Here is a 21339-nt window from a genome sequence, read left to right on the forward strand (position 1 = left end):
GCTTGAGGCTTCGCCCGATGCATCTTCCGGAAGAACTCATGAAAACGAATCCTCCGGTTCAAAGCAGGCGCTGAAGGCGAGCCAGCGTTGACGAGCACTCCAACACCGGGGCCCGCCTCTCAACAGGTACAATCATGAAGATAGACCTCTACACTGATTTCCTACGCATCCAAAACATTGAAAACCAGGCCCAGCGCGGCCGCGAGTTCGAAAGCTTGTGCTTCCGGCTGTTCTTCGAACACGGATTCAAGACGGAGAGGAATCCGCGCTCCGCGAGCCCACGCCAAACCGACATATTCGCGCAACACCGGGGGAAAGACTACATCATTGAAACAAAATGGCTTTCGCGACTGATTGGAACACCCGAGATTGACGCACTACGTTCCAGGCTCAATAGAGTTCCAACAGATATGGTTGGGTGCTTCGTCAGCATGTCTGAATACGCCCCCACCGCGATAGCCGAGGTCGAAAGAGACAGAACTCGCGAAATTCTGCTCATTGGCCCAGAGGAAATTCAAGCGCTCGTTTCTGGTAAATTACAGCTACCAAAGCTCCTAGAGAAGAAGCGCGAAAGCCTGCGCAAGGATGGCCAAGTCTGGTTTCATCAACTGAATCAGAAGGCACGCCGTTCAAAGCCCGTGCTGCCAACAAGTGCCGAGTTCCTCGATGATGGCCAGCAGCAGGTTCCATCATTTCTATTCAAGGCCGAGTCTACCACCCTCTTTACGAGGGAGATTCTATCTTTCGATCCAGGCACTCCAGGCGAAGATGGCGTCGAACTCACATTACGTCCAAGAATTCAAACGAGAACAGAACTGGGCGAATTCTTTACACTACTGGCCCAAACCCTCAAACTATCAGGTGGAGGAACTTTCGCCATCCATAACCCTGGCGACCCTGATCAGTCCTGGCACGGTATCGGCCTTACGAATTTCTTGGAAGAACTCGAAGGAGTAGAGACCCGATACACATCAAATCCGCATGTACATCCCTACAAAGTAGAACTCATCTCCTACCTTGCTGAGTGTAGAGGCGGATTCCTGGCATTTGAATCGCAGCATCGAATCAAGCACCAGGGCGTTTTGAAATACGATCGAGGCCGTCTGGAGCAGACGGAAATCACCATCCATCTACCTGGCATTCCTGTCGATCTTGATCCTTTCATTCGGCTCTGCGGAGAAATGGGCAACCCTTTTGCTACATTCAATCCGATATGGCGAAAGCAGCATGAATTTGGGCCCATCTGGGATCGGGTTCGACTGGAAAAAGCTATAAGCCTCGAAGTGGTAGGACGTGTGCTTCAGCGGGGATCTGATGACGATGAGGACGATGACGAGCGACTGAGCGTATCAGGCATTGTTGCTCGAAATCCTTTCTTCAAGAAGCCAAAGCAGATCGCGCGGTTTGTGAAGATGGGCTCTAAACTGTCACCGCTCCGTGATCTTGAAACTACCGAGTTCTTGATTTGTTTCCTACGTGATTGGCTAGGTCCCGAGGATGTGGTGGATCACTACTTCTTGACGCAAGTAGAAGCCACCTGGATCGGAAGCCATCACATCATGCGCCCAGTCTGTACGTGGGGAGAGATCCTCAACAAACCCAAAAAACGGAGCCTGGATGCCATGCCCTCGTTGCAGGAGCCTCTCACTTCACATTCCACCAGGAAGCGCCAGGGGAAGTCGCTCAGTCCGCGTACACAGTTCTCGGGTCCACGTTCCCAACTACCGCTCCGTCGCAAAGGGAGCTCGTGAAGAGAGTCGTCGCAAAACTACCGAGGTGAACCTACAAAAAACCGGGGCCGCTGGGAGGAGAGCGGCCCCGGTGGGGTACGGCAAGACTGACAGAACTGACTAGAAGATCTCCTCGAGCCACTCACGCATGCGGCCCTTGACCTTCTTGTAGACGTTCTCCTCGCGGATGCGGAACATCCGCCGGTCCAGGTGCTTCGCCCCGTACACCACCAGGCCCACGCCCGTCGCGTACATCGGGCTCTTCACCACGTCCACCAGCCCGCCAATGCCTCTCGGCATGCCCCGGCGCACCGGCAAGCCAATCACTTCCTCGGCCAGCTCCGGCATCCCCGCCAACAGCGTCGAGCCACCCGTGATCACCACGCCCGAGGCCAGCAGGTCCTCGTAGCCGCACTTCTGGATCTCCCGGTGCACCAGCTGGAAGATCTCCTCCACCCGCGGCTCCAGGATCTCACACAGAATCTGCCGCCCCAGCACCCGCGGCTGCCGGCCACCCACGCTCGGCACCTCGATGGTCTCGTCCTTGTTCACCATCGACGCCAGCGCGCAGCCGAACTTCTGCTTGATGCGCTCGGCCTCGTGCGCCGGGGTACGCAGGCCAATCGCGATGTCGCTCGTCAGGTTGTTGCCGCCCAGCGCAATCACCGCCGTGTGCACGATGGACCCGCCCGAGAAGATGGCGATGTCCGTGGTGCCTCCGCCGATGTCGACGAGGCACACGCCCAACTCCTTCTCGTCCTCGCCCAGCACCGCCTCGGCCGACGCCAGCGGCTGCAGCACGATGTCCGCCACGTTCAGGCCCGTGCGGTTGGCGCACTTCACGATGTTCTGCGCGCTCGACACCGCTCCCGTGACGATGTGCACCTTCGCCTCCAGGCGCACGCCCGCCATCCCCAAGGGCTCCTTGATGCCGCCCTGGTCGTCGATGATGAACTCCTGCGGCAGGACGTGGATGACCTCGCGGTCCAGGGGAATCGCCACCGCCTTGGCGGCGTCGATGACGCGGGCGATGTCCGGCTCGCGCACCTCCTTGTCCTTCACCGCGACAATGCCCTGCGAGTTGAAGCCCTTGATGTGGCCACCGGCGATGCCGGTGTACACGTGGGAGATCTCCGCCCCGGCCATCAGCTCGGCCTCCTCCACCGCGCGGCGGATGGAGGACACGGTCGCCTCGATGTTGACCACCACGCCCTTGCGAAGGCCCTTCGACGGGTGCGTGCCGATACCGATGATGTCGATCCCGTTGTCGGTCAGCTCGCCGACGATGGCGCAGATCTTCGTCGTGCCGATGTCGAGGCCGACGATGATCTCCCCGGACTTCTGCTTCGCCATGACAACCCTCCCAGGCCCCCCACTCTCGTGAAAGGGGCGCGTTCCCTACCGCGAGACCCCGCTCCTCTCGGACACGGGGCTCGAAAGTTTCACCGCCACCCAGCCGGGCCGGGCCCGGTTCTCCAGGTGGATGACCTCCGCGGACAGGCCGCGGGCTCGCAGCTCCTCGCGCACGCGCGAGAGCCTCTGAAGTTTGGCGTCCGTCTCCCCCTCCCCCAACCGCGCCTCCATCCCGTCCGCCATCACCAGCACCAGCCCCTCGGCCGACACCCGCACCTCGCTCAGCCGCTCGCGCTTCAACGGCTCGGTGGCCGCGTAGGCCCGCGCCACCTCGAGGGCCTGGCGGAAGCGCTCACGCGTGTTCGCCTCGTCGGCCAGGTAGCCCTCGCGGTCCATCCCCGTGACGAGCGGCAGGTCCAGCTTGTCGCCGGGCTGCAGCCGCTTGAAGGGCTCGCCGTCCTCGTCCACCAGGTACAGGTCTCCCAGCGCCGCCAGCGCGGCCGGCACGTGCTCGGACACCTCCACGGACACGCTCGAGGGGAAGTGGCGCCGCACCTCCACGGTGCGCACCCACGGGTGGGCCGCCATGGTGCGCTCCAGCGTCTCCACGTCCAGCGACCACAGGTTCTGCCCCACCGTCAGCCCGGACAGCTTGAGCAGCTCGCCCGGCGCGGCCCGCTGCAGCCCGCTGAAGGTGGTCTCCTTCAAGAGGAAGGTCGGCGAGGAGAGCGCCCAGCGCCGCAGCTCGATGCCGCCCCACACCAGGGCGCATGTCAGACCGGTCAGTAGGATGGCCTTGAGCAGGCCGGGACCGTGCGAGCGCACGGCTCCCTTCACCGCCTCTTTCGTCTGGGCGGCATCCTGGCGACGACGGTTCTTGGACTTACCGAATGCCATGGTGTGCGTCGGCGCATGCTGCGCCGGGTTGGATCTCCACGCCAGTTTTTCGCTACAGCCACGTCGCTGTAGCGCCCGGGTCCCCTGAAGGGGACCAGCGAGTCCTCTTCAACCCTGGGGGGGACGGTCTCTCAGGCCTTGAGGCAGGCGCCTTGCAGGAGGCGCTCGCACAGGCCGGGGAAGTCGATGCCCCGGCCCGCGGCAATCTTCGGCAGCAGGCTGGACTCGGTCATTCCGGGCAGCGTGTTGATCTCCAGCAGGAAGACCTCCCCGGACGGAAGCAGGATGACGTCCGAGCGGGAGCCTCCACTGCACTCGAGGGCGCGATGAGCGGCAAGGCAGACCTGGTTCACGCGCTCATACTGATCCGGCGGGAGGGGTGCGGGGAAGAGGTACTGGGTCGTTCCCCCGGACTTGTACTTGGCCTCGTAGTCGTAGAACTCCCGGGCGGCCACCACCTCGATGACGCCGAGGGCCTCGTTGTCCAGGACGCCGCCCTGCACCTCGCGGCCCTTGATGTACTGCTCCACGAGGATGGAGCCGGCGAGCTTGGACACATCCTCGACAGCGGCGAGGTACTCGTCACGGCTCTTGCAGATGTGGACGCCCACGCTGCTGCCCTCGCGGGAGGGCTTGACGACGACGGGGAAGCCGAAGGGGAGCGAGTCCGCGGCGGCCCGGGCCTCGTCGCCCGAGCGGAAGGCGCGGTAGGGCGGGGTGGGGATGCCGTGGGCGATGAAGACCTGCTTGGCGAAGACCTTGTCCATGCCCAGGGAGGAGGCCATGACGCCGCTGCCCGTATAGGGGATGAACATGCACTCGAGCAGACCCTGGACACAGCCGTCCTCGCCGTAGCGGCCGTGGAGGGCGATGAAGGCCACCTCCACCTTCTCGGCGGCGAGGCGCGCGGGCAGGTCCTTGCCCACGTCGATGTCCACCACGTCATAGCCCAGGCCGCGCAGGGCCTTGGACACGGCGGCGCCGGTGCGCAGGGACACCTCACGCTCGGAGGAAAGGCCCCCGAACAGCACACCCACCCGCTTCCGCTTCAGCTCGTCCTTGGAGAAGCCGCTCATGGCTGGAAGACCCCTACACGCTTGACTTCGGGTTGGAGCTCGACACCCCGCTCCTCGCGCACGCGAGTCTGCATCAGGGTGAGGAGCGAAAGCACGTCATGAGCGGTGGCTCCGCCCAGGTTGACGATCCAGTTGGCGTGCAGGGTGGACACCTGCGCGCGGCCGATGATGTGGCCCTTGAGGTTCACGCTCTCGATGAGGCGCCCGGCGAAGTCGCCCGGCGGATTGGCGAAGACGCTGCCGAAGTTGGGCTGGCTCAGCGGCTGGCTCCGCTTGCGGTAGGCCAGGTCCTCGTCCATCGCCTTCTTGGATGCCTCGATATCGCCCTTGGGCAGCACGAAGCGCACGCGCGTCACCACGCCGCCCCTGGGCAGCTCCGTGTGGCGGTAACCGTGGGGAATCTGGGCTTTGGTGAGCCACCCCACCCCGTCCGCGGTGGCGACTTCCACCGCCTCCACCACGCGGTAGCACTCGCCATTCTTGGTGCCCGCGTTCATGGTGACGGCGCCGCCCAGGGTGCCCGGAATCCCGGCGAGGAACTCCGCGCCCACCAGCCCGTGGGCCCGCATCTGGTTGCAGAGCCGGACGATGGCCGCGCCCGCGCCGAGGGTGAGCCTCCCCTCCTCCGCGCCCACGTCGGCCAGCTCGGGGAACAGATCGCTGGGGAGCTTCACGGTGACGCCGGGGATGCCGCCGTCCCCCACGAGGGTGTTGGCGCCACCGCCGAGCACGGTGAGGGGCACGCCCTCCTCGCGCAGGAAGCGGAGCAGGGCCACCAGGGCGTCCGGGGAGCGCGGGCGGACGAGCGCCTCGGCCGGGCCGCCCACGCGCACACTCGTGAGGGGCGCGAGCGGCGCACCCGCCGTCACGTCAACGCCGGACAGGCGCCCCAGCCGCTCGGGCAGGGACGATGAGGAGAAACCCGCCGCCATGCCCTAGTCGCCCTTCGCCGTGCCGTGCTGCTTGAGGAGCTCGACGAGCTCGGGGCCCACCTGGGTGATGTCGCCAGCGCCCAGGGTGAGGACGATGTCGCCCTCGCGCAGCCGGGGCAGCAGCGCCTTGGCCAGGTCGATGCGCTTCTCCACGAAGGTGACGTCGCGGTGGCCGTGGGCGCGGACGGCCTCGGCCAGGGCGTCGCCGGTGGCGCCGGGGATGCGCTCCTCGCCCGCGGCGTAGACGCTGGAGACGAAGACGACGTCCGCGTCGTTGAAGGAGGTGGCGAACTCCTTCAGCAAGTCATGGGTGCGCGTGTAGCGGTGGGGCTGGAAGGCCACGACGATGCGCCGGCCGAAGGCGCGCCGGGCGCCCGCGAGCGTGGCCTGCACCTCGGTGGGGTGGTGCCCGTAGTCGTCCACCACGGTGACGCCGGCCGCCTCGCCGCGCACGGTGAAGCGCCGCTGCACGCCGCCGAACTCGGACAGGGCGCTGCGCACCACGTCCAGGGGGATGTCCATCTCCTCGGCCACGGCGATGACGGCCAGGGCGTTGAGGGCGTTGTGCGCGCCCACCATGCGCACGCGGAACTCACCGAGCGGCTCGTCGCGCCGGAAGGCCTCGAAGCGGGTGGTGAAGCCCTCCAGCCGGATGCCCTCCAGCCGGTAGTCCGCCATGTGCGAGCTGCCGTAGGTGACGAAGCGCTTCTCCAGGCGCGGCAGCAGCGACTGGACGTTGGAGTTGTCCAGGCACAGCACGTTGAGGCCGTAGAAGGGCACGCGGTTGCAGAAGGCCGTGAAGGCGTCCTTCAGGTTGTCCAGCGTGCCGTAGTGGTCCATGTGCTCCGGGTCGATGTTGGTGACCACGGTGATGGACGGGTGCAGGTGCAGGAAGCTGCCGTCGCTCTCGTCGGCCTCCACCACCATCAGCTCGCTCTTGCCCAGCTTGGCGTTGGAGTCGAGCACGTTCACCTTGCCGCCCACCACGGCCGTTGGATCCAGGCCCGCGGCGGACAGGACGGTGGCGACCATGGAGGTGGTGGTTGTTTTGCCGTGACTGCCGGCGACGGCGACGGCGTACTTGAGCCGCATCAGCTCGGCGAGCATCTCCGCGCGGGGGATGACGGGAATCTTCCGCTGGCGCGCGGTGACGACCTCGGGGTTGTCCTTGCGCACCGCCGAGGAGATGACGACGACGTCCGAGTGGACGAGGTTCTCCGCCCGGTGGCCCTCGAAGATGGTGGCGCCCATGCCCTGCAGGCGGCGGGTGATGTCACTGGCCTTGAGGTCCGAGCCGGACACCTTGTAGCCCTGGTTGAGCAGCACCTCGGCGATGCCGCTCATGCCGATGCCGCCGATGCCCACGAAGTGCACGTGCGCGGCGTGGCGCGTCTTGAAGAGGCTCGCGGGCCTGGCGGGGCGGGTGTTCGTCACGGATGTCATCTCCTCAGACCTGCTTCTCGTTGCCGCCAGCCTGCGTCTCGCTGCTGCCACCGGGCGGCTTCTCGCCACCGTTGGCCTTCTTCGGCTTCTTCGGGTTGGGGTCCTCGCCACGGGCCTCGGCCCGGCCGTAGGGCCCGTACGTCTTCACCATCAGGTCCACGAGCACGTCCGCCAGCTCCTTGGCGGCCTCGGGGCGCCCCAGGAGGCCCGCCTTCTTCTCCATCTGGCGGCGCGTCTCGGGGTTGTCCTTGAGGCGGCGGATCTCCGTGGCCAGCTGCTGCCCGGTCAGCTCCGACTCGCGGAACATGAGGGCCGCGCCCGCCTTCACCAGCGCCTGGGCATTCACCTCCTGGTGATTGTCCGTAGCGAAGGGGAACGGGATGAGGATGCTGGCCTTCTTGGCCACCGTCAGCTCCGACAGCGTGGTGGCACCCGCCCGGCAGACGACGAGCTCCGCCTTGGCGTAGGCGTTGGACATGTCCTCGATGTACTCCACCACCTGGGCCTGCGCGTCGAAGCCCTTGTCCGCGTAGCCCTTGCGCACCGTCTCCAGGTCGTTCTTGCCCGTCTGGTGGATGATGTGGAGCTGGTCCTTGATGTCCTGGAGGTGGTCCAGCGCGTCGATCATCCGCTGGTTGATGCCGCGGGCGCCGAGGCTGCCGCCGAAGACGAGGAGGGAGAACTTCTCGTGCGCCACGCGCGAGCGCAGGAAGTTCTCCATCAGCTTGCGGCGGATGGGGTTGCCGACGAGCTGCACCTTGCGCGAGGGGAAGAAGCGGGCGGCGTCCTCGAAGGCGGTGAAGACGACGCGCACGAACCTGCCGAGCACCTTGTTGGTGAGCCCCGGCAGCGCGTTCTGCTCCTGCACGGCGGTGGGGATGCCCATCAGCGCCGCGGCGAGCACCACGGGGCCGCTGGCGTAGCCACCCACGCCCACCACCACGTCCGGCTTGTGGCGCTGGAGGATGCGGATGGACTCGATGAAGGCCATGGGCAGCGCGAGCAGGCCCTTGACGAGGCCCACCAGGCCCTTGCCCTTGAGGCCCTGCGCCCGGATGGTCTCCAGCGGGTAGCCCTCGCGGGGAACCACGCGCGCCTCGAGGCCACGCTCGGTGCCCACGAACACCACCTGGTTGGCGTGGTGGCGAGTCACCACCTCTTCGGCCAGGGCGATGCCCGGATAGAGATGACCGCCCGTACCGCCTCCCGCGATGAGCACCTTCACGCCGCCACCTCCCTCATGTCACCGCCGGAACGCAGGGTCCGGTTGCCAGCGCCGTCCGCGCTGGCGCTGAGCGAGAGCAATACACCGGCCGCCCCCATGAGCACCACCAGCGAGGTGCCTCCGTAGGACACGAAGGGAAGCGTCAGTCCTTTAGTGGGCAACAGCCCCATGGCCACGCACATGTTGACGGTGGCCTGGAAGGCGATGATGGAGGTGAGGCCCAGGCCCAGGTACGTGCCAAAGGCCTCCGGCGCCGCGAGGCTCGCGCGGATGCCGCGCCAGATGACGACGCCGTAGAGCGACACCAGCAGCACCACCCCGACCAGGCCCAGCTCCTCGCCGATGATGGCGAAGATGAAGTCCGTATGCGCCTCGGGGAGGAAGAAGAGCTTCTGCCGTCCATCTCCCAGCCCCAGGCCGGTGAGGCCGCCCGAGCCGATGGACATGAGGGACTCGGCCACCTGGTAGCCGATGTCATGGCGGTGGGCCCAGGGGTCCAGGAAGGCCAGCACGCGCTTCATGCGGTAGGGGCTGGAGGCGATGGCCGCGTACGCCAGGGGCAGCGCCAGCAGCACCGAGCCCACCAGGTAGCTCAACTTCGTGCCCGCCGCGAAGAGCAGCGCGAAGAGCAGGAACACCAGCAGCACCGAGCTGCCGAAGTCCGGCTGCAGCATGCACAGGCCCACCAGCAGGCCGCACAGCATCAGGTGCGGCAGGAAGCCCACGGAGAAGCTGGCCACCTTCTCGCGCTTCTTGGCCAGCGAATAGGAGAGGTAGACGACCCAGGCGACCTTGGCCACCTCGGCCGGCTGCAGGCCGAAGCCCGGCAGGCGGATCCACCGCCGCGCGCCACCCGCCGTGGTGCCGATGCCCGGGATGAGCACCAGCACCAGCAGCACCAGCGTCACCAGCAGCAGCGGGTACGCGAGCCGCGCCAGCCGGCGCCAGCCCACCTTCATCCCCACCGCCATCGCCACCACGCCCATGCCGGCCGCCACCAGCTGCCGGTTGAGGAAGTAGAGGCTGTCGCCCAGCTTGTCCTGGGCCATGACGGCGCTCGCCGAGTACACCATCACCAGGCCAAGCGACACGAGCGACAGCACGGCACACAACAGCAACGGGTCGAACCGCACCGGGGCGGAGGACGGAGCGGCAAGGGCCTTCATGGGCTCAGAGTTCCCCGACGAGGCGTTTGAACGTGTCGCCCCGGTGCTCGAAGTTCTGGAATTGATCGTAGGAGGCGCATGCAGGCGACAAAAGTACAGTGTCGCCGGATCTTGCCAGGGCCTTGGCCCGCCGTACAGCTTCGGCGAGCGTTTCGCACGCGTACACGGGGCAGGAGCCCTCGTAGGCCTGGGCGATCGTCCCGGCGTCCTGGCCGATGGTGAGCACGCCCTTCACCTTGCCGCGGCCCTCGTCGACCATGGGCTGGTAGGGAGCGCCCTTGCCCTTGCCACCGGCGATGAGGAGCACGTCCTTCTGGAAGGCGCGCAGGGCCACCAGCACCGAGTCCACGTTGGTGGCCTTGGAGTCGTTCACCCACTCCACGCCGTCCAGCACGCGCACGCTCTCCAGCCGGTGGGGGAGGCCCGGGTAGCTGTCCAGCCCGGCCTGCACCGCCTCGTGCGCCACGCCGGCCAGCCGCGCCAGCAGCGCCGCCGCCATGGCGTTCTGCGCGTTGTGCGCCCCGCGCAGCGCCCGGTTGGTGAGGGTGAAGGACTCGCCCTTCTCCCCTGCCCCCTCGAAACGGAAGCCCCCGGGCTGCGCCACCGCCATGCCCGCCAGCTTCGGGGCCGCGGCCACCGGATGCCCGGTGAGGCTGAAGCCGTAGACGGGCACCTTCGCGGCCTCGGCCAGCCGCAGCACGTGCGCGTCGTCCGCGTTCACCACGACGAAGTCGCCCTGCGCCTGGTTGCGGAAGATGCGGGCCTTGGCCTCGCCGTAGGCCTCGTGGCTCGCGTACCGGTCGATGTGATCCGGCGTGAGATTGAGGATGGTGGAGCCGCGGGGCCGCAGGCCGTCGATGCCCTCGAGCTGGAAGCTGGAGAGCTCCACCACCAGCGCATCCCACTCACCGGGAGACAGGGCCGCCTCGGCCAGCGGGCGCCCGAGGTTGCCTCCCACGAAGGTGCGCCGGCCACTGCGCGAGAAGAGCTCACCGGTGAGCGCCGTGGTGGTGCTCTTCCCGTTGGTGCCGGTGATGCCGATGAACGGCAGGTGCGAGAGGTAGCGCCACGCCAGCTCCACCTCGCCCCAGACGGGCACGCCCGCGGCACGCGCCTTTTGAATCTCCGGCAGCGCCAGCGGCACGCCCGGGCTCACCACCACGAGCTGCTGCGACTCCAGCAGCCCGGGCGGCGTGGGGCCGGTGACGAGCGTCACGCCCTGCCCCTTCAGCTCGCGCGCCGTCTCGCCCAGCGCCTCCTCGGTGCGAGCGTCCAGCGCCGTCACCTGAGCGCCCTTCGCCTTCAACAGGCGGATGGCGGCCAGCCCGCTCTTGGCGAGCCCATACACCACTACCTTCCGGTCCTTCAGGTCGGGCGTCATGCGCGCCACCCCTCCACACTGCCTACCGAAGCTTGAGCGACAGAATCGCCACGCCTCCGCAGAGGATGGCGACGATCCAGAAGCGGACGATGATCTTCGGCTCGGCCATGCCCTTCAGCTCGAAGTGGTGGTGCACGGGCGCCATCTTGAAGACGCGCTTGCCGGTGAGCTTGAAGGACGTCACCTGGATCATCACGCTGAGGATTTCCGCGAAGAAGACCCCGTGGATGATGGCGGACACCACCTCGTTCTTGGACAGCACCGCCAGCCCGCCGAGGGCCCCGCCCAGCGCGAGCGAGCCGATGTCCCCCATGAAGACGGAGGCCGGGTAGGCGTTGAACCAGAGGAACGAGATGCCAGCGCCCACGATGCTGGCGCAGAAGACGGCCAGCTCCGCGCCGCCGGGCACCTCGGGGACGCCCAGGTAGCGCCACAGGGGCACACCCACCAACCGCGTCACGCCGTTCACCGTCTCCACGTCGGCGATGCGCGTCAGCGAGCCCGCCACGTAGCAGAGGATGGCGAAGGTGGAGGCCGCGATGATGGTCGGCATGATGGCCAGGCCGTCCAGACCGTCCGTCAGGTTGACGGCGTTGGACGTGCCCACCACGACGATCCACGCGAAGAACACGTAGAACCAGCCGAAGTCCGGGTTGAACCAGCGCGTGGGCACGAAGGGCAGCGTGAGCTTCGTGTCGATGAGCAGCTTGGGGCCCGTGAAGCCCCCATCCGGCCCCGTCCACGTGCACATGATTCCGAAGATGGCCACCAGGTAGAAGACCGTCTGGAGGACCATCTTGTACCGGCCGGCCAGCCCCTTGGAGTTGCGCTTGGACAGCTTGAGCCAGTCGTCCAGGAAGCCGATGAAGCCGTAGCCCATCGTGAGCACCAGCGCCGCCCAGACCGCGCGGCTCTTCAGGTCCGCGAACATGAAGGTGCCGAACGCGATGCACATGAGGATGAGCGCGCCCCCCATGGAGGGCGTGCCCTTCTTCTTCTGGTGGGTGTCCGGGGTGTCCTCGCGCACGTTGCTCTGCCCGTGCTGCTTGAGGCGCAGCCAGGCGATGAGCCTCGGACCGACGAACATGCCCAGCAGCAGCGAGGCCACCGCCGCCGCGACGATGCGGAACGTGGGGTAGCGCAGGAAGTTCAGCAGCCGGGCCGCGTCCGTGCCTTGAATCCACTCGTAGATGAGGAGCAGCACCTAGTGGCTACCTCCAGGCGCGGCGGCCCCCGTGAGGCCCGCCACGACCCGCTCGAGCCGCATGCCACGGCTCGCCTTGACCAGCACCACATCCCCTGCCTTCAACTGCGGCTGCAGCCAGGCCAGCAGCGGCTCCACCTCGGTGAAGTGCGCCGCGTTGTTGCCCAGCCCCGCCGCCTCGTAACCCTTGCGCGAGCGCGGCCCGAAGAACGCCACCAGCTCCGCCTTGCCCGCCGCCAGCGTGCCCAGCGCCGAGTGCTCCTCCAGCTCGCCGGGCCCCAGCTCCAACATGTCCCCGAGCACCGCCACCTTCCGGCCCCCGGGCTGCACCAGCGAGCGCAGCGTGTCCAGCGCCGCGGCCATCGAGGCCGGGTTGGCGTTGTAGCAGTCGTCCACCACGGTGATGCCGTGCAGGCCGTCCACCACGTTGAGCCGGCGCGCATACGGCCTCGCCGCCTCCAGGCCCTTCACGCACTCCTCGGGGGAGTAGCCCAGCGCCACCGCCAGCGCGAAGGCGCCCGTGGCGTTGAGAGCGTTGTGCTCGCCGATGAAGGACAGCTTCACCGGCCAGTCCCTGCCCTGGTAGTGCACCGTGACGGCCAGCCCTTCCCGGCCGCGCGGCGTGACGCCCGCCAGCCGCACGTCCGCATTGGCGGCCCGGCCGAAGGTCAGCGTCTTCGCCCGGCTGCGCGCCGCCTGCGGGGGAATGAGCGGGTCATCCACGTTCACCACGGCCACGGCCTCGGGCGGGAGCTCGCGGAACATCTCGCCCTCCGCCTCGGCCACGCCCTCGATGCTGCCCAGCCCCTCCAGGTGCTCGGGCTGGATGATGGTGATGACGGCCGCGTCCGGCTTCGACACGCGGGTGAGCCGCGTCATCTCGCCGGGACGGTTCATCCCCATCTCCACCACGGCCGCCACGTGCGAGGGCTCCAGGCGGAACAGCGTCAGGGGCACCCCCACCTCGTTGTTGAGGTTGCCCTCCGTCTTCAGCGCGGGACCCCGTACGGCGAGGATGGCGCCCACCATCTCCTTGGTGGTCGTCTTCCCGTTGGAGCCACCCACGGCGCCCACCGGAATCCGGAAGCGCTCGCGGTGCGCACGCCCCAGTCCTCCGAGCGCCGCCAGGGTGTCCTCCACCTCGTAGAGAGCCAGGCCCTCGGGGAGTTGGGGGAGCGCCCTGCCCTTCTTCACCACGGCGCCGGCCGCCCCTGCACTGGCGGCCTGCGCGAGGAAGTCGTGTGCATCGAAGCGCTCGCCCTGCAGCGCCACGAAGAGGCACCCGGGCACCAGGGCCCGCGTATCGGTGCAGACGGCCGTGAACTCCGCCGCTGGCTTGTCGCCGCGCCGGGAGGCCCCGGTCGCCTGCACCACCTGCTCGTCCGTGAATCGTACGGCCATAGAGGGTCCGCGGCTCTCCGTCAGGTACGGATGGCGAGCGCCCGGGCCGCCACTTCGCGGTCATCGAAGGCGCGCTTCTCGGTACCGATGATCTGGTACGTCTCGTGGCCCTTGCCGGCGATGAGGACCACGTCGTCCTCCTTCGCCAGGGAGATGGCCGTCTCGATGGCGGCCTTGCGGTCCGCGTCCACGAGGTAGCCCTTCTCCCCGCTCTTGGCCTTGCCGGCCGAGATGCGGCGCATCCCGCTCTTCTCCAGGCCCGGCGTCACCTGGGAGATGATCTCCTCCGGATCCTCGTTGCGCGGGTTGTCGCTCGTCAGCACCGCCAGGTCCGCGGCCTCGGCGGCCGCCGTGCCCATGAGCGGACGCTTGCCCTGGTCCCGGTCCCCACCGCAGCCGAACACCACGATGACGCGGCCCTTGGCCATGGCCCGCGCCGCCTCGAGCGCGCGCTTGAGCGCGTCGTCCGTGTGCGCGTAGTCCACCAGCACCGCCGGCGCCTGCGGGGGGCCGTGGTTCTCCACCCGCTCCATGCGGCCGGGAACGCCACCCATGCGCTCGATGCCCAGCTGCACGTCCTTGCGGCGAGCGAAGCCCGCGCCCAGCGCCAGCCCGGCCGCCGCGAGGATGTTCTCCAGGTTGTGCGGCCCCAGCAGCCGGCTCTTCACCGGGATGTCGCCCGCGGGCGTCTTCAGCACTCCCTTGATGCCCTGCAGGCTGAAGGACGCATCCGTGGCGGAGATCTCCCCATTGCCCAGGCGGCTGAACTTCCACGCCATGCGCTTCTGGCCGCGCAGCTCGTTGTAGATGCGGGTGCCGTAGGTGTCGTCACCGTTGACCACCGCCACGCCCGTCTGGGAGAGGTTCTCCACGAAGAGCTTCCGCTTGGCCTGGAAGTACTCCTCGATGTCCTTGTGGTAGTCGAGGTGATCCCTCGTCAGGTTGGTGAAGGCGGCGGCCTTGAAGGTGATGCCGTGCACGCGCTCCTGCATCAGCGCGTGGCTGGACACCTCCATCACCACCGTCTCCACGCCCGCGTCCACCATCTCCTTGAGGATGCGGTGCAACTCCAGCGGGTCTGGCGTCGTATGGGCCGTGGGGTGGAACTGGCCGCCCACCTTGTAGCCCAGCGTGCCGATGACCCCCGTGGAGGAGTAGGCCGCGGTGGCCATGGCCTCGAGCAGATAGGTGGTGGTCGTCTTCCCGTTGGTGCCCGTCACGCCCAGCATGGTGAGCTTGTCGGCGGGCCGGCCATGGAAATTGGCCGCGATGAGCGCCAGCGCCTTGCGGGCGTTGGACACCTTGAAGAAGGGCACCTGCGAGGACAGGGACTTCTCCGACACCACCGCCACGGCCCCGCGCGAGACGGCCTCACCCACGAACTGGGCGCCGTCCTCCTTCGTACCCGGAATCGCGACGAACAAATCGCCCGGCTTCACCTTGCGAGAGTCCTGCGACACCCCCGTCACGTCGGCCGGGGTCCGGCCGCCCGAGGTCTGCTCGGCACCACACCCTGCAAGGACATCCGTCAGCTTCATCGTTTCCCCTTCACATGCTGCCGCAAGCGCGAGGCCGAGCTGTCCCGCGGCCTCATTGCCGCGCCGCCAGCTCCAGCGTCACTCGCGCACCCTTCTCCACCAGCGAACCGGCGGCGGGACTCTGCGAAACAACGCGTCCACTACCTAACAAACGGGGCTCCAGGGCCGAGGAGAGCAGCTTCGTCACTGCCTCACGCCCCGCCTGACCGACAACATCCGGAACGCGGACGGAGCCAGGCTCCACGTTCTCGGTGACAGCCTCCGACACCACGGGCCGGGCCGTCTCCACTCTCGAAGGAGGGGGCTGCGCGGCCGCCACCGGCAGGGCGGTGGACGGCAGCGGCACCTCTCGCGAGGGCGGGACGGCCAGGTGAGCCATGGCGGCGGTAGCGATTTCCTTGAAAGCGGGGGCGGCCACGTTCCCCCCGTACACGTCCGTCTTGGGCTCGTCCACAATCACGAGGATGACGGCACGAGGATTCTCGGCCGGTACCATGCCCACGAAGGAAGCGAGCCGCTTGTCGGAATACCCCCGGGCCACCGGATCCGCCTTCTGGGCGGTGCCCGTCTTTCCAGCCACCCGGTAGTCCTCCATGGCGGCCTTGGGGGCGGTCCCTTCCTTGGTCACCACGCTCTCGAGCATGGAGACGACCTTCTTCGCGGTGGCGGCCGAGACGGCCTGGCGCACCTCGATGGGCCGGTTCTCCAGCAGCACCACCCCGTCCGGGTCCACCACCTTGGAGACGAGGTAGGGGCGCATCAGCACGCCATTGTTGGCCAGCGCACCCCAGGCGGCGGCCATCTGCACGGCGGTGGCGCTCATGCCCTGCCCGAAGGACTGTGTGGCCAGCGACACTTCCGCCTTGGGGAACGGGATGGAGCCCTTGCCCTCGCCGGGCAGCGCCAGCCCGGTGCGCTCACCGAAGCCGAAGTCGCGGTAGGCCTTCACCAGCCGCTCGCGGCCCAGCTGCTGGGCAATCTTGGAGGAGCAGATGTTGGAGGACTCGCGCAGCACCAGCTGCGGGGTGAGCCAGCCGAGCGGGTGGGTGTCGTGGATGGTGTGCCGGCCGATGTTCCACGAGCCGTTCTCGCAGAAGAAGACGTCGTCCTGCTTGATGGCCTTCTGATCCAGCGCGCTGGCCACGACGAAGGCCTTCATCGTCGAGCCGGGCTCGAAGACATCGAGCGCGGCGCGGTTGCGCATGCTGGCGCGCGCCTCCTTCTCCGGCGCGTTGGGGTTGAAGCGCGGGTGGTTGGCGATGGCCAGGATTTCTCCCGTCTTCGGATCCAACAGGATGGCCATGCCCGCCACGGCCTTGGCCTCCTCCACCGCGCGGCTCAGGGCCCGCTCGGCGACGAACTGGAGGTGGCGATCGATGGTGAGGGTGACGGAGGCGCCCTGGCGATCGATGGTGTCCGGGGCGCCGGAGACGAGCAGCTTGCGGCCCTTGGCGTCGCGGAAGCCGGACAGGCGCGAGTTCTGCCCGGACAGCTCGTCCTCGAAGGCCAGCTCCAGGCCCTCCAGGCCGTGGCCGTCCAGGCCCACCATGCCCACCACATGCGCGCCCAGCTCCTTCTGCGGGTAGAAGCGCTTGGGCTCCTTGGTGAAGCCGAAGCCGGGCAGCCCGAGGGCCTTCACCGCCTCCACCTCACGGGGCGTCACCTGGCGCTTCACCCAGACGAAGCGCTTCGCGCGGCCGAGCCGAGCCTGCAGGTCCTCCACGTCCAGCTTCAGCACCTTGGCGAGCGAGCGCGCGGCCTGCTTCACGTCCGGCAGCATGGAGGGGTCCACCCAGATGGAGTCCACCTCCACGCTCTGGGCGAATGGCGTACCGCGGCGGTCGAAGATGTCGCCGCGGCGGGCGGGGATCTCAATCTGGCGGACGTACTGGTCCTGGGCGAGCCCGCGCAGCTTGTCGCGCTCGAACACCTGGAGCTGCACGGCGCGGCCGAAGGCGGCCAGCAGCAGGGTGACGAAGAAGCAGGCCAGCAGCTTCACGCGAAGCCGCAGCCACTTCTGGTTGGGCTCGGGGGCCCGCGCCGATTTGAAGTCCCTCACGGCCAGTTCCCCCCTCAGTGCGGTGCGGCCGGAGCGGCGCGCTCGGCCACGCGTACGCCGCGGGCGTCACGGGCCTCCACGCGGGCGGTGCGCTTCTTGCCCGGCAGCTCCGCCGGCAGGGCGATGACGAGCGAGCCCGCGGGCATGGACATGCCGAGCTTCTCGCGCGCCAGCTTCTCCAGCCGCGCCGGGTTCTTCAGCGTGGCGAGCTCCAGCTTCAGCCGGTCGTTCTCCCGGATGAGGGCGCGCTCCTCGGCCTCGGCCTTGGAGAGGCGGTAGCCCATGTCCACCACCAGCACGCGGCTCGTCACGTGGATGAAGCCCACGGCGGCGAAGAGGGCGAAGAGGAACACCGCGGGCAGCAGGTGCAGCAGCACCTCGCCCACCGACACTCCACTCCCACTGCCACGAGACACTGGCTTGCTGCGGCTCATCGGATCTTCTCCACCACGCGCAGGTGCGCGCTACGGGCACGGGGGTTGGCGGCAATCTCCTCGTCCGAGGGCGCGATGGCCTTGCGCGACACCAGGGTGAAATCCCCCTGACCGCCACAGACGCACACTGGGAACCCAGGCGGGCACTTGCAGCTGCCCACCAGGTCCCGGAAGGTCTCCTTCACCTTCCGGTCCTCAAGCGAGTGGAACGAGATGACGGCGGCGCGGCCCCCCACCTTCAGCAGCCGGGGCAGCGCGGCGAGCAGCGACTCCAGGGACTCCAGCTCCTGGTTCACCGCCATGCGCAGCGCCTGGAAGGTGCGGGTGGCCACGTGGATCTTGTTGGGCCAGGCCTTGCGAGGCACGGCGCGCTTGACGGCTTCGGCGGCCTCCAGGGTGCGCGCGGGCAGCGCGCGCTTCAGCTCACGGGCGATGACCCGGGCGAAGGGCTCCTCGCCGTACTGCTCGAGGATGCGGCGCAGCTCCGCCTCGTCCTCCTCGGCGATCAGCTCGGCGGCGGTGCGGCCCGTGTCGGCCATGCGCATGTCCAGCGGGCCGTCCTTCTGGAAGGAGAAGCCGCGCTCGGCCACGTCGAGCTGGGGCGAGGACACGCCCAGGTCCACCAGCACGCCGTCCACCGGCAGCACGTCCGCGGCCACGTCGAGCAGGTCGCCGAAGTTGCCCTGGCGGGTGCTGAAGGACGGGTAGCCGACGAGCCGGGCGCGGGCGGCCTGGAGCGCCACCGGATCCCGGTCCACCCCCAGGACGGTCGCACCCCGGGCGAGAAGCGCCTCGGTGTGACCCCCACCCCCCAGTGTGCCGTCGATGATCACCTTCCCCGCTCCCGGTCGAAGGACGTCCACCGTTTCATTCAGGAGGACAGTCTGGTGGCTGAAGTCAGCCAAGGGGCGCCTAGACGAACGGTGCCCGCGCGAGCGCGAAGGCGCCCCGGGCATCGTTCATATGCGGGTAGAGCTCGAAGACATCGTGAGCGCCCGCGGCCCGGAGGATGGCGGCCAGGTAGGGCGAGAGCCCGGACAGCTTGATGTCCCCGCCGGCCTTGCGGAAGGCCTCGGCCCGGGCCACCAGGGGCTTCACGCCGCGGTAGTCCAGGTGGCGCACCTCGGCGAGATCCAACACCACGTTGCGCAGGCCCCGCTGCATGCGCAGCCCGAGCTCCTCGCACAGCTGGGTGAGGTCCTTCTCCAGAAGCTCCCCCTCGAGCATGAGGGTCTCCACGCGCCCACTGGAGACCGCGCGGATGCCCTGTGCTTCGGCTGCCTGGTTCATGACACCACCTTCCCGGGTTTCCCGCTTCCCGTCGAAAAATCAGCCCGCTACTGGCGCAGCTCGGTGAGCACGCGCATGACGTCCGCGCTGGAGGCTTCCTTGCGTGCCTCCTCCTGGGCCCTGGCCCAGCCCTCGCGGCTCCACAGTTCGATCACCTTCACCATCCCCGCCCACACCAGGTCCTTCTCCAGCCCCGCGTGGGCGCGCAGCGACGGCGGAATGAGCACGCGCCCGAGCTTGTCGAGCGGGCACTCCTGCGCGCTGGCCACGTAGAGCCGCATGAGCGTCTTCACCCCTGGCTCCATCGGGTTGCGCTTGGCGAGCGCCGCCTCGAGCTGCTCCCACTCGCGCACCGGGTAGGCATGGAGACAGGGGTCCAACGCCGTCGTGATGATGAGGCGCTCGTCGTACGAGCCCACGAGCGTCTCGCGCAGCCGGGCCGGGAGGCTGGTGCGCCCCTTCGCGTCGATCTGGTGCTCATAGACGCCTCGGAACACGCGAAGAAGTCCACCCTGTCAGCCCGGCCGATCCACATTACGCCACCCGTTCCCACTCCGATCCACTTTGGGCGGCGGAAAATACGCGTGGCCCCCTACCCGGTCAAGAAATGCAACAGGCCCGTACAGGCCCGTGTCGCGCGGGGGAAACATGGACGGGAGGGGCCCAACTCTGCATAACTGCCGCCCGCTGAGCGCCTGTGCAGGGCCGCTCACGCCTCGCAACCCGGCCGGGGGGCGGGGACCTCACAGAAAATGAAGGTGCACGCATGAGCCGCTTGACTCGTCTGACGATTCTCTCCGCGATGACCCTGGGCCTGGTGGCCTGTGGTGGTGCGAAGCTCGGTGGTGGCAAGGAGGGCGCGGCCCAGGCCGCGTTCCAGGCCTCCCAGCCGGCGGGCCGCGGCAGCCAGACCGCTCAGTCCCTCGTGAAGGACGCTCTGGCCAGCGGGGCCGCCACCATCTCCGTCAAGGCCAACTGCGCCAAGGGCGGCACGGTGAGCCTCTCCCTGGACTCGACCGCCGGCACCGAGGTCGGCGCGATCGGCTACACCGTCACCTACGACGCCTGTAACGAGGACGGGAAGAACGAGTACAACGGCACGATGACCACGGCGATGACGTTCGACATCGACGTGACGGGCGACAACGTCAACGCCGCGCTCACCGTCGCGATGAAGGGCAAGCTGACCATCGACGGCGAGGTGTCCGACTTCGTCGACGCCAACGTGAAGATGACGATGAACGTCAGCGCCACCTCGACGCACGCCGGCAGCGTGAGCCTGGTGGTGGATGGCACCATCAAGACGTCCGAGGGCAGCTACACCTACGCCAAGGAGACCATCTCGGTCACCGCTGGCGAGCTGCCGAAGGCCTAGCCGCCCGCCTGCTCTCGCTTTTCCGAGGCCGGACTTCCACTCTGGAGGCCCGGCCTTGCTTTTGCCTTATGATCCATCCGCCCAGTCCTTCCAGGGGAACACCGCAGCCATGAGCCAGACCGCGACGAATCGAGCCCAGGGCGAGGTCCGCCTCAAGGTGGCCTACAAGAAGCCCGAGGCGCTGCTGAGCGAGTACACGCGCAGCATCGGCCGGGGAGGCGTGACGCTGCAGACGCAGAAGAGCCTGCCGGTGGGAACGCGCTTCGTCTTCGAGATGCACAACCCCGGGGTGGCCACGCCGGTGGAAGTGGTGGGCGAGGTGGTGCGGGTGACGCCGCAGCCCAACGGGCGCTTCATGATCACCGTGAAGTACGACCCGGGGCAGGACCGGGGCGGGCTGGACGCGGTGCTGCAGCGCATCTTCGATCTGCAGGAGTTCGAGAAGCTGCGCCGCTACCCGCGCGTGCCGCTGCACCTGCCGGCGATGGAGGAGGAGACGCCCTTCGCGCCGCCCTTCTTCGTGCGGGACCTGTCGCGAGGGGGCGTGGGCCTGGAGGTGGAGGCGCCCGCGCTGCCGCCCTCGGTGAAGGTGGGCATGCCCTTCATGCTGGAGATGGACCTGACGCTGGGGACGCTCATGCTGCACGGCGAGGTGGCGTGGACGTCGGCCGGTGGGCCCGAGGTGCTGCCCACCTTCGGCGTCACCTTCGGCACCCTGCAAGCGGACACGACGGAGCGGCTGGAGAAGCTGCTCTCGCTCGAGTCCATGCCGCCGCCGCCCTGGCGCGCCCGCGTCTGCTTCGGCATGGACGCGGTGATGCGCATGCCGTGAGGC

The 21339-nt window shown here is 68.0% G+C and carries 19 protein-coding genes; 3 read left to right on the forward strand and 16 right to left on the reverse strand.

All coding sequences use genetic code 11. The features are described from left to right. Positions 1-134: 134 nt before the first annotated feature. A complete protein-coding gene (locus tag NR798_RS35915) occupies positions 135-1751 on the forward strand; it encodes a restriction endonuclease (RefSeq protein WP_375767057.1) in 1617 nt (538 codons plus the stop codon). A gap of 99 nt (positions 1752-1850) precedes the next feature. On the opposite strand, the gene ftsA is transcribed toward NR798_RS35915, so the two are convergent. The 16 genes from ftsA to mraZ form a co-directional block, all read right to left on the reverse strand. Then, complete coding sequence (gene ftsA / locus NR798_RS35920; protein ID WP_047859677.1) at positions 1851-3083, reverse strand: cell division protein FtsA; 1233 nt, start codon at positions 3081-3083, stop codon at positions 1851-1853. Positions 3084-3128: 45 nt separating this feature from the next. Next, entirely contained in the window at positions 3129-3980 is an 852-nt protein-coding gene (locus NR798_RS35925; RefSeq protein WP_375767058.1) for a cell division protein FtsQ/DivIB, read from the reverse strand. A 131-nt stretch (positions 3981-4111) separates the two neighbouring features. Next, positions 4112-5056, reverse strand: coding sequence for a D-alanine--D-alanine ligase (locus NR798_RS35930; protein ID WP_375767059.1), 945 nt, complete (start codon positions 5054-5056; stop codon positions 4112-4114). Next, positions 5053-5988: a UDP-N-acetylmuramate dehydrogenase gene (murB, locus tag NR798_RS35935; RefSeq protein ID WP_375767060.1), complete on the reverse strand. Its 936-nt coding sequence runs from the start codon at positions 5986-5988 to the stop codon at positions 5053-5055. Before murB ends, NR798_RS35930 begins: the two co-directional genes overlap by 4 nt. Before the next feature lie 3 nt (positions 5989-5991). Then, positions 5992-7422, reverse strand: a complete 1431-nt coding sequence (gene murC / locus NR798_RS35940; protein WP_375767061.1) for a UDP-N-acetylmuramate--L-alanine ligase — start codon at positions 7420-7422, stop codon at positions 5992-5994. Between the two features lie 13 nt (positions 7423-7435). Then, positions 7436-8656, reverse strand: coding sequence for an undecaprenyldiphospho-muramoylpentapeptide beta-N-acetylglucosaminyltransferase (murG, locus tag NR798_RS35945; RefSeq protein WP_375767062.1), 1221 nt, complete (start codon positions 8654-8656; stop codon positions 7436-7438). Beyond that, complete coding sequence (ftsW, locus tag NR798_RS35950) at positions 8653-9822, reverse strand: putative lipid II flippase FtsW (RefSeq protein ID WP_375767063.1); 1170 nt, start codon at positions 9820-9822, stop codon at positions 8653-8655. The genes murG and ftsW overlap by 4 nt, the downstream gene beginning before the upstream one ends. 4 nt (positions 9823-9826) lie before the next feature. Further along, positions 9827-11203 (reverse strand): UDP-N-acetylmuramoyl-L-alanine--D-glutamate ligase, encoded by a 1377-nt coding sequence (murD, locus tag NR798_RS35955; RefSeq protein ID WP_375767064.1) that lies wholly within the window; start codon positions 11201-11203, stop codon positions 9827-9829. A 22-nt stretch (positions 11204-11225) separates the two neighbouring features. After that, positions 11226-12407 carry a phospho-N-acetylmuramoyl-pentapeptide-transferase gene (gene mraY / locus NR798_RS35960; RefSeq protein ID WP_375767065.1) on the reverse strand — a complete coding sequence of 394 codons (1182 nt, stop codon included), beginning with the start codon at positions 12405-12407 and terminating at the stop codon, positions 11226-11228. After that, entirely contained in the window at positions 12408-13808 is a 1401-nt protein-coding gene (murF, locus tag NR798_RS35965) for a UDP-N-acetylmuramoyl-tripeptide--D-alanyl-D-alanine ligase (RefSeq protein ID WP_375767066.1), read from the reverse strand. Between the two features lie 20 nt (positions 13809-13828). Beyond that, the gene (locus tag NR798_RS35970; RefSeq protein WP_375767067.1) at positions 13829-15346 is read right to left on the reverse strand and encodes a UDP-N-acetylmuramoyl-L-alanyl-D-glutamate--2,6-diaminopimelate ligase; all 1518 of its coding nucleotides are present in this window, start codon (positions 15344-15346) and stop codon (positions 13829-13831) included. Between the two features lie 52 nt (positions 15347-15398). Further along, complete coding sequence (locus NR798_RS35975; RefSeq protein ID WP_375767068.1) at positions 15399-17405, reverse strand: penicillin-binding protein; 2007 nt, start codon at positions 17403-17405, stop codon at positions 15399-15401. A gap of 14 nt (positions 17406-17419) precedes the next feature. After that, positions 17420-17839 carry a cell division protein FtsL gene (gene ftsL, locus NR798_RS35980; RefSeq protein WP_375767069.1) on the reverse strand — a complete coding sequence of 140 codons (420 nt, stop codon included), beginning with the start codon at positions 17837-17839 and terminating at the stop codon, positions 17420-17422. Next, on the reverse strand, positions 17836-18795 hold the full coding sequence (rsmH, locus tag NR798_RS35985) for a 16S rRNA (cytosine(1402)-N(4))-methyltransferase RsmH (protein ID WP_375767070.1): 960 nt from the start codon (positions 18793-18795) through the stop codon (positions 17836-17838). Before rsmH ends, ftsL begins: the two co-directional genes overlap by 4 nt. Continuing rightward, complete coding sequence (locus tag NR798_RS35990) at positions 18752-19129, reverse strand: STAS domain-containing protein (RefSeq protein WP_375767071.1); 378 nt, start codon at positions 19127-19129, stop codon at positions 18752-18754. The genes rsmH and NR798_RS35990 overlap by 44 nt, the downstream gene beginning before the upstream one ends. A 47-nt stretch (positions 19130-19176) precedes the next feature. Then, positions 19177-19626 carry a division/cell wall cluster transcriptional repressor MraZ gene (gene mraZ, locus NR798_RS35995; RefSeq protein WP_047859690.1) on the reverse strand — a complete coding sequence of 150 codons (450 nt, stop codon included), beginning with the start codon at positions 19624-19626 and terminating at the stop codon, positions 19177-19179. Between the two features lie 269 nt (positions 19627-19895). On the opposite strand from mraZ, the gene NR798_RS36000 reads away from it, so the two are divergent. Both NR798_RS36000 and NR798_RS36005 read left to right on the forward strand, forming a co-directional pair. After that, the gene (locus NR798_RS36000) at positions 19896-20504 is read left to right on the forward strand and encodes a hypothetical protein (RefSeq protein WP_375767072.1); all 609 of its coding nucleotides are present in this window, start codon (positions 19896-19898) and stop codon (positions 20502-20504) included. A 109-nt stretch (positions 20505-20613) separates the two neighbouring features. Then, the gene (locus NR798_RS36005) at positions 20614-21336 is read left to right on the forward strand and encodes a PilZ domain-containing protein (RefSeq protein WP_375767073.1); all 723 of its coding nucleotides are present in this window, start codon (positions 20614-20616) and stop codon (positions 21334-21336) included. The last annotated feature ends 3 nt before the right edge of the window (positions 21337-21339 follow it).

Source organism: Archangium gephyra (assembly GCF_042230915.1).
GTDB lineage: Bacteria > Myxococcota > Myxococcia > Myxococcales > Myxococcaceae > Archangium > Archangium gephyra_B.

Excerpts from the sequence above, each read along its gene's own strand:
- NR798_RS35915 (WP_375767057.1), top strand. The coding sequence starts at position 135 with ATGAAGATAGACCTCTACACTGATTTCCTACGCATCCAAAACATTGAA.
- ftsA (WP_047859677.1), bottom strand. The coding sequence starts at position 3,083 with ATGGCGAAGCAGAAGTCCGGGGAGATCATCGTCGGCCTCGACATCGGC.
- NR798_RS35925 (WP_375767058.1), bottom strand. The coding sequence starts at position 3,980 with ATGGCATTCGGTAAGTCCAAGAACCGTCGTCGCCAGGATGCCGCCCAG.
- NR798_RS35930 (WP_375767059.1), bottom strand. The coding sequence starts at position 5,056 with ATGAGCGGCTTCTCCAAGGACGAGCTGAAGCGGAAGCGGGTGGGTGTG.
- murB (WP_375767060.1), bottom strand. The coding sequence starts at position 5,988 with ATGGCGGCGGGTTTCTCCTCATCGTCCCTGCCCGAGCGGCTGGGGCGC.
- ftsW (WP_375767063.1), bottom strand. The coding sequence starts at position 9,822 with ATGAAGGCCCTTGCCGCTCCGTCCTCCGCCCCGGTGCGGTTCGACCCG.
- murD (WP_375767064.1), bottom strand. The coding sequence starts at position 11,203 with ATGACGCCCGACCTGAAGGACCGGAAGGTAGTGGTGTATGGGCTCGCC.
- murF (WP_375767066.1), bottom strand. The coding sequence starts at position 13,808 with ATGGCCGTACGATTCACGGACGAGCAGGTGGTGCAGGCGACCGGGGCC.
- NR798_RS35970 (WP_375767067.1), bottom strand. The coding sequence starts at position 15,346 with ATGAAGCTGACGGATGTCCTTGCAGGGTGTGGTGCCGAGCAGACCTCG.
- ftsL (WP_375767069.1), bottom strand. The coding sequence starts at position 17,839 with ATGAGCCGCAGCAAGCCAGTGTCTCGTGGCAGTGGGAGTGGAGTGTCG.
- rsmH (WP_375767070.1), bottom strand. The coding sequence starts at position 18,795 with ATGCCCGGGGCGCCTTCGCGCTCGCGCGGGCACCGTTCGTCTAGGCGC.
- NR798_RS35990 (WP_375767071.1), bottom strand. The coding sequence starts at position 19,129 with ATGAACCAGGCAGCCGAAGCACAGGGCATCCGCGCGGTCTCCAGTGGG.
- NR798_RS36000 (WP_375767072.1), top strand. The coding sequence starts at position 19,896 with ATGAGCCGCTTGACTCGTCTGACGATTCTCTCCGCGATGACCCTGGGC.
- NR798_RS36005 (WP_375767073.1), top strand. The coding sequence starts at position 20,614 with ATGAGCCAGACCGCGACGAATCGAGCCCAGGGCGAGGTCCGCCTCAAG.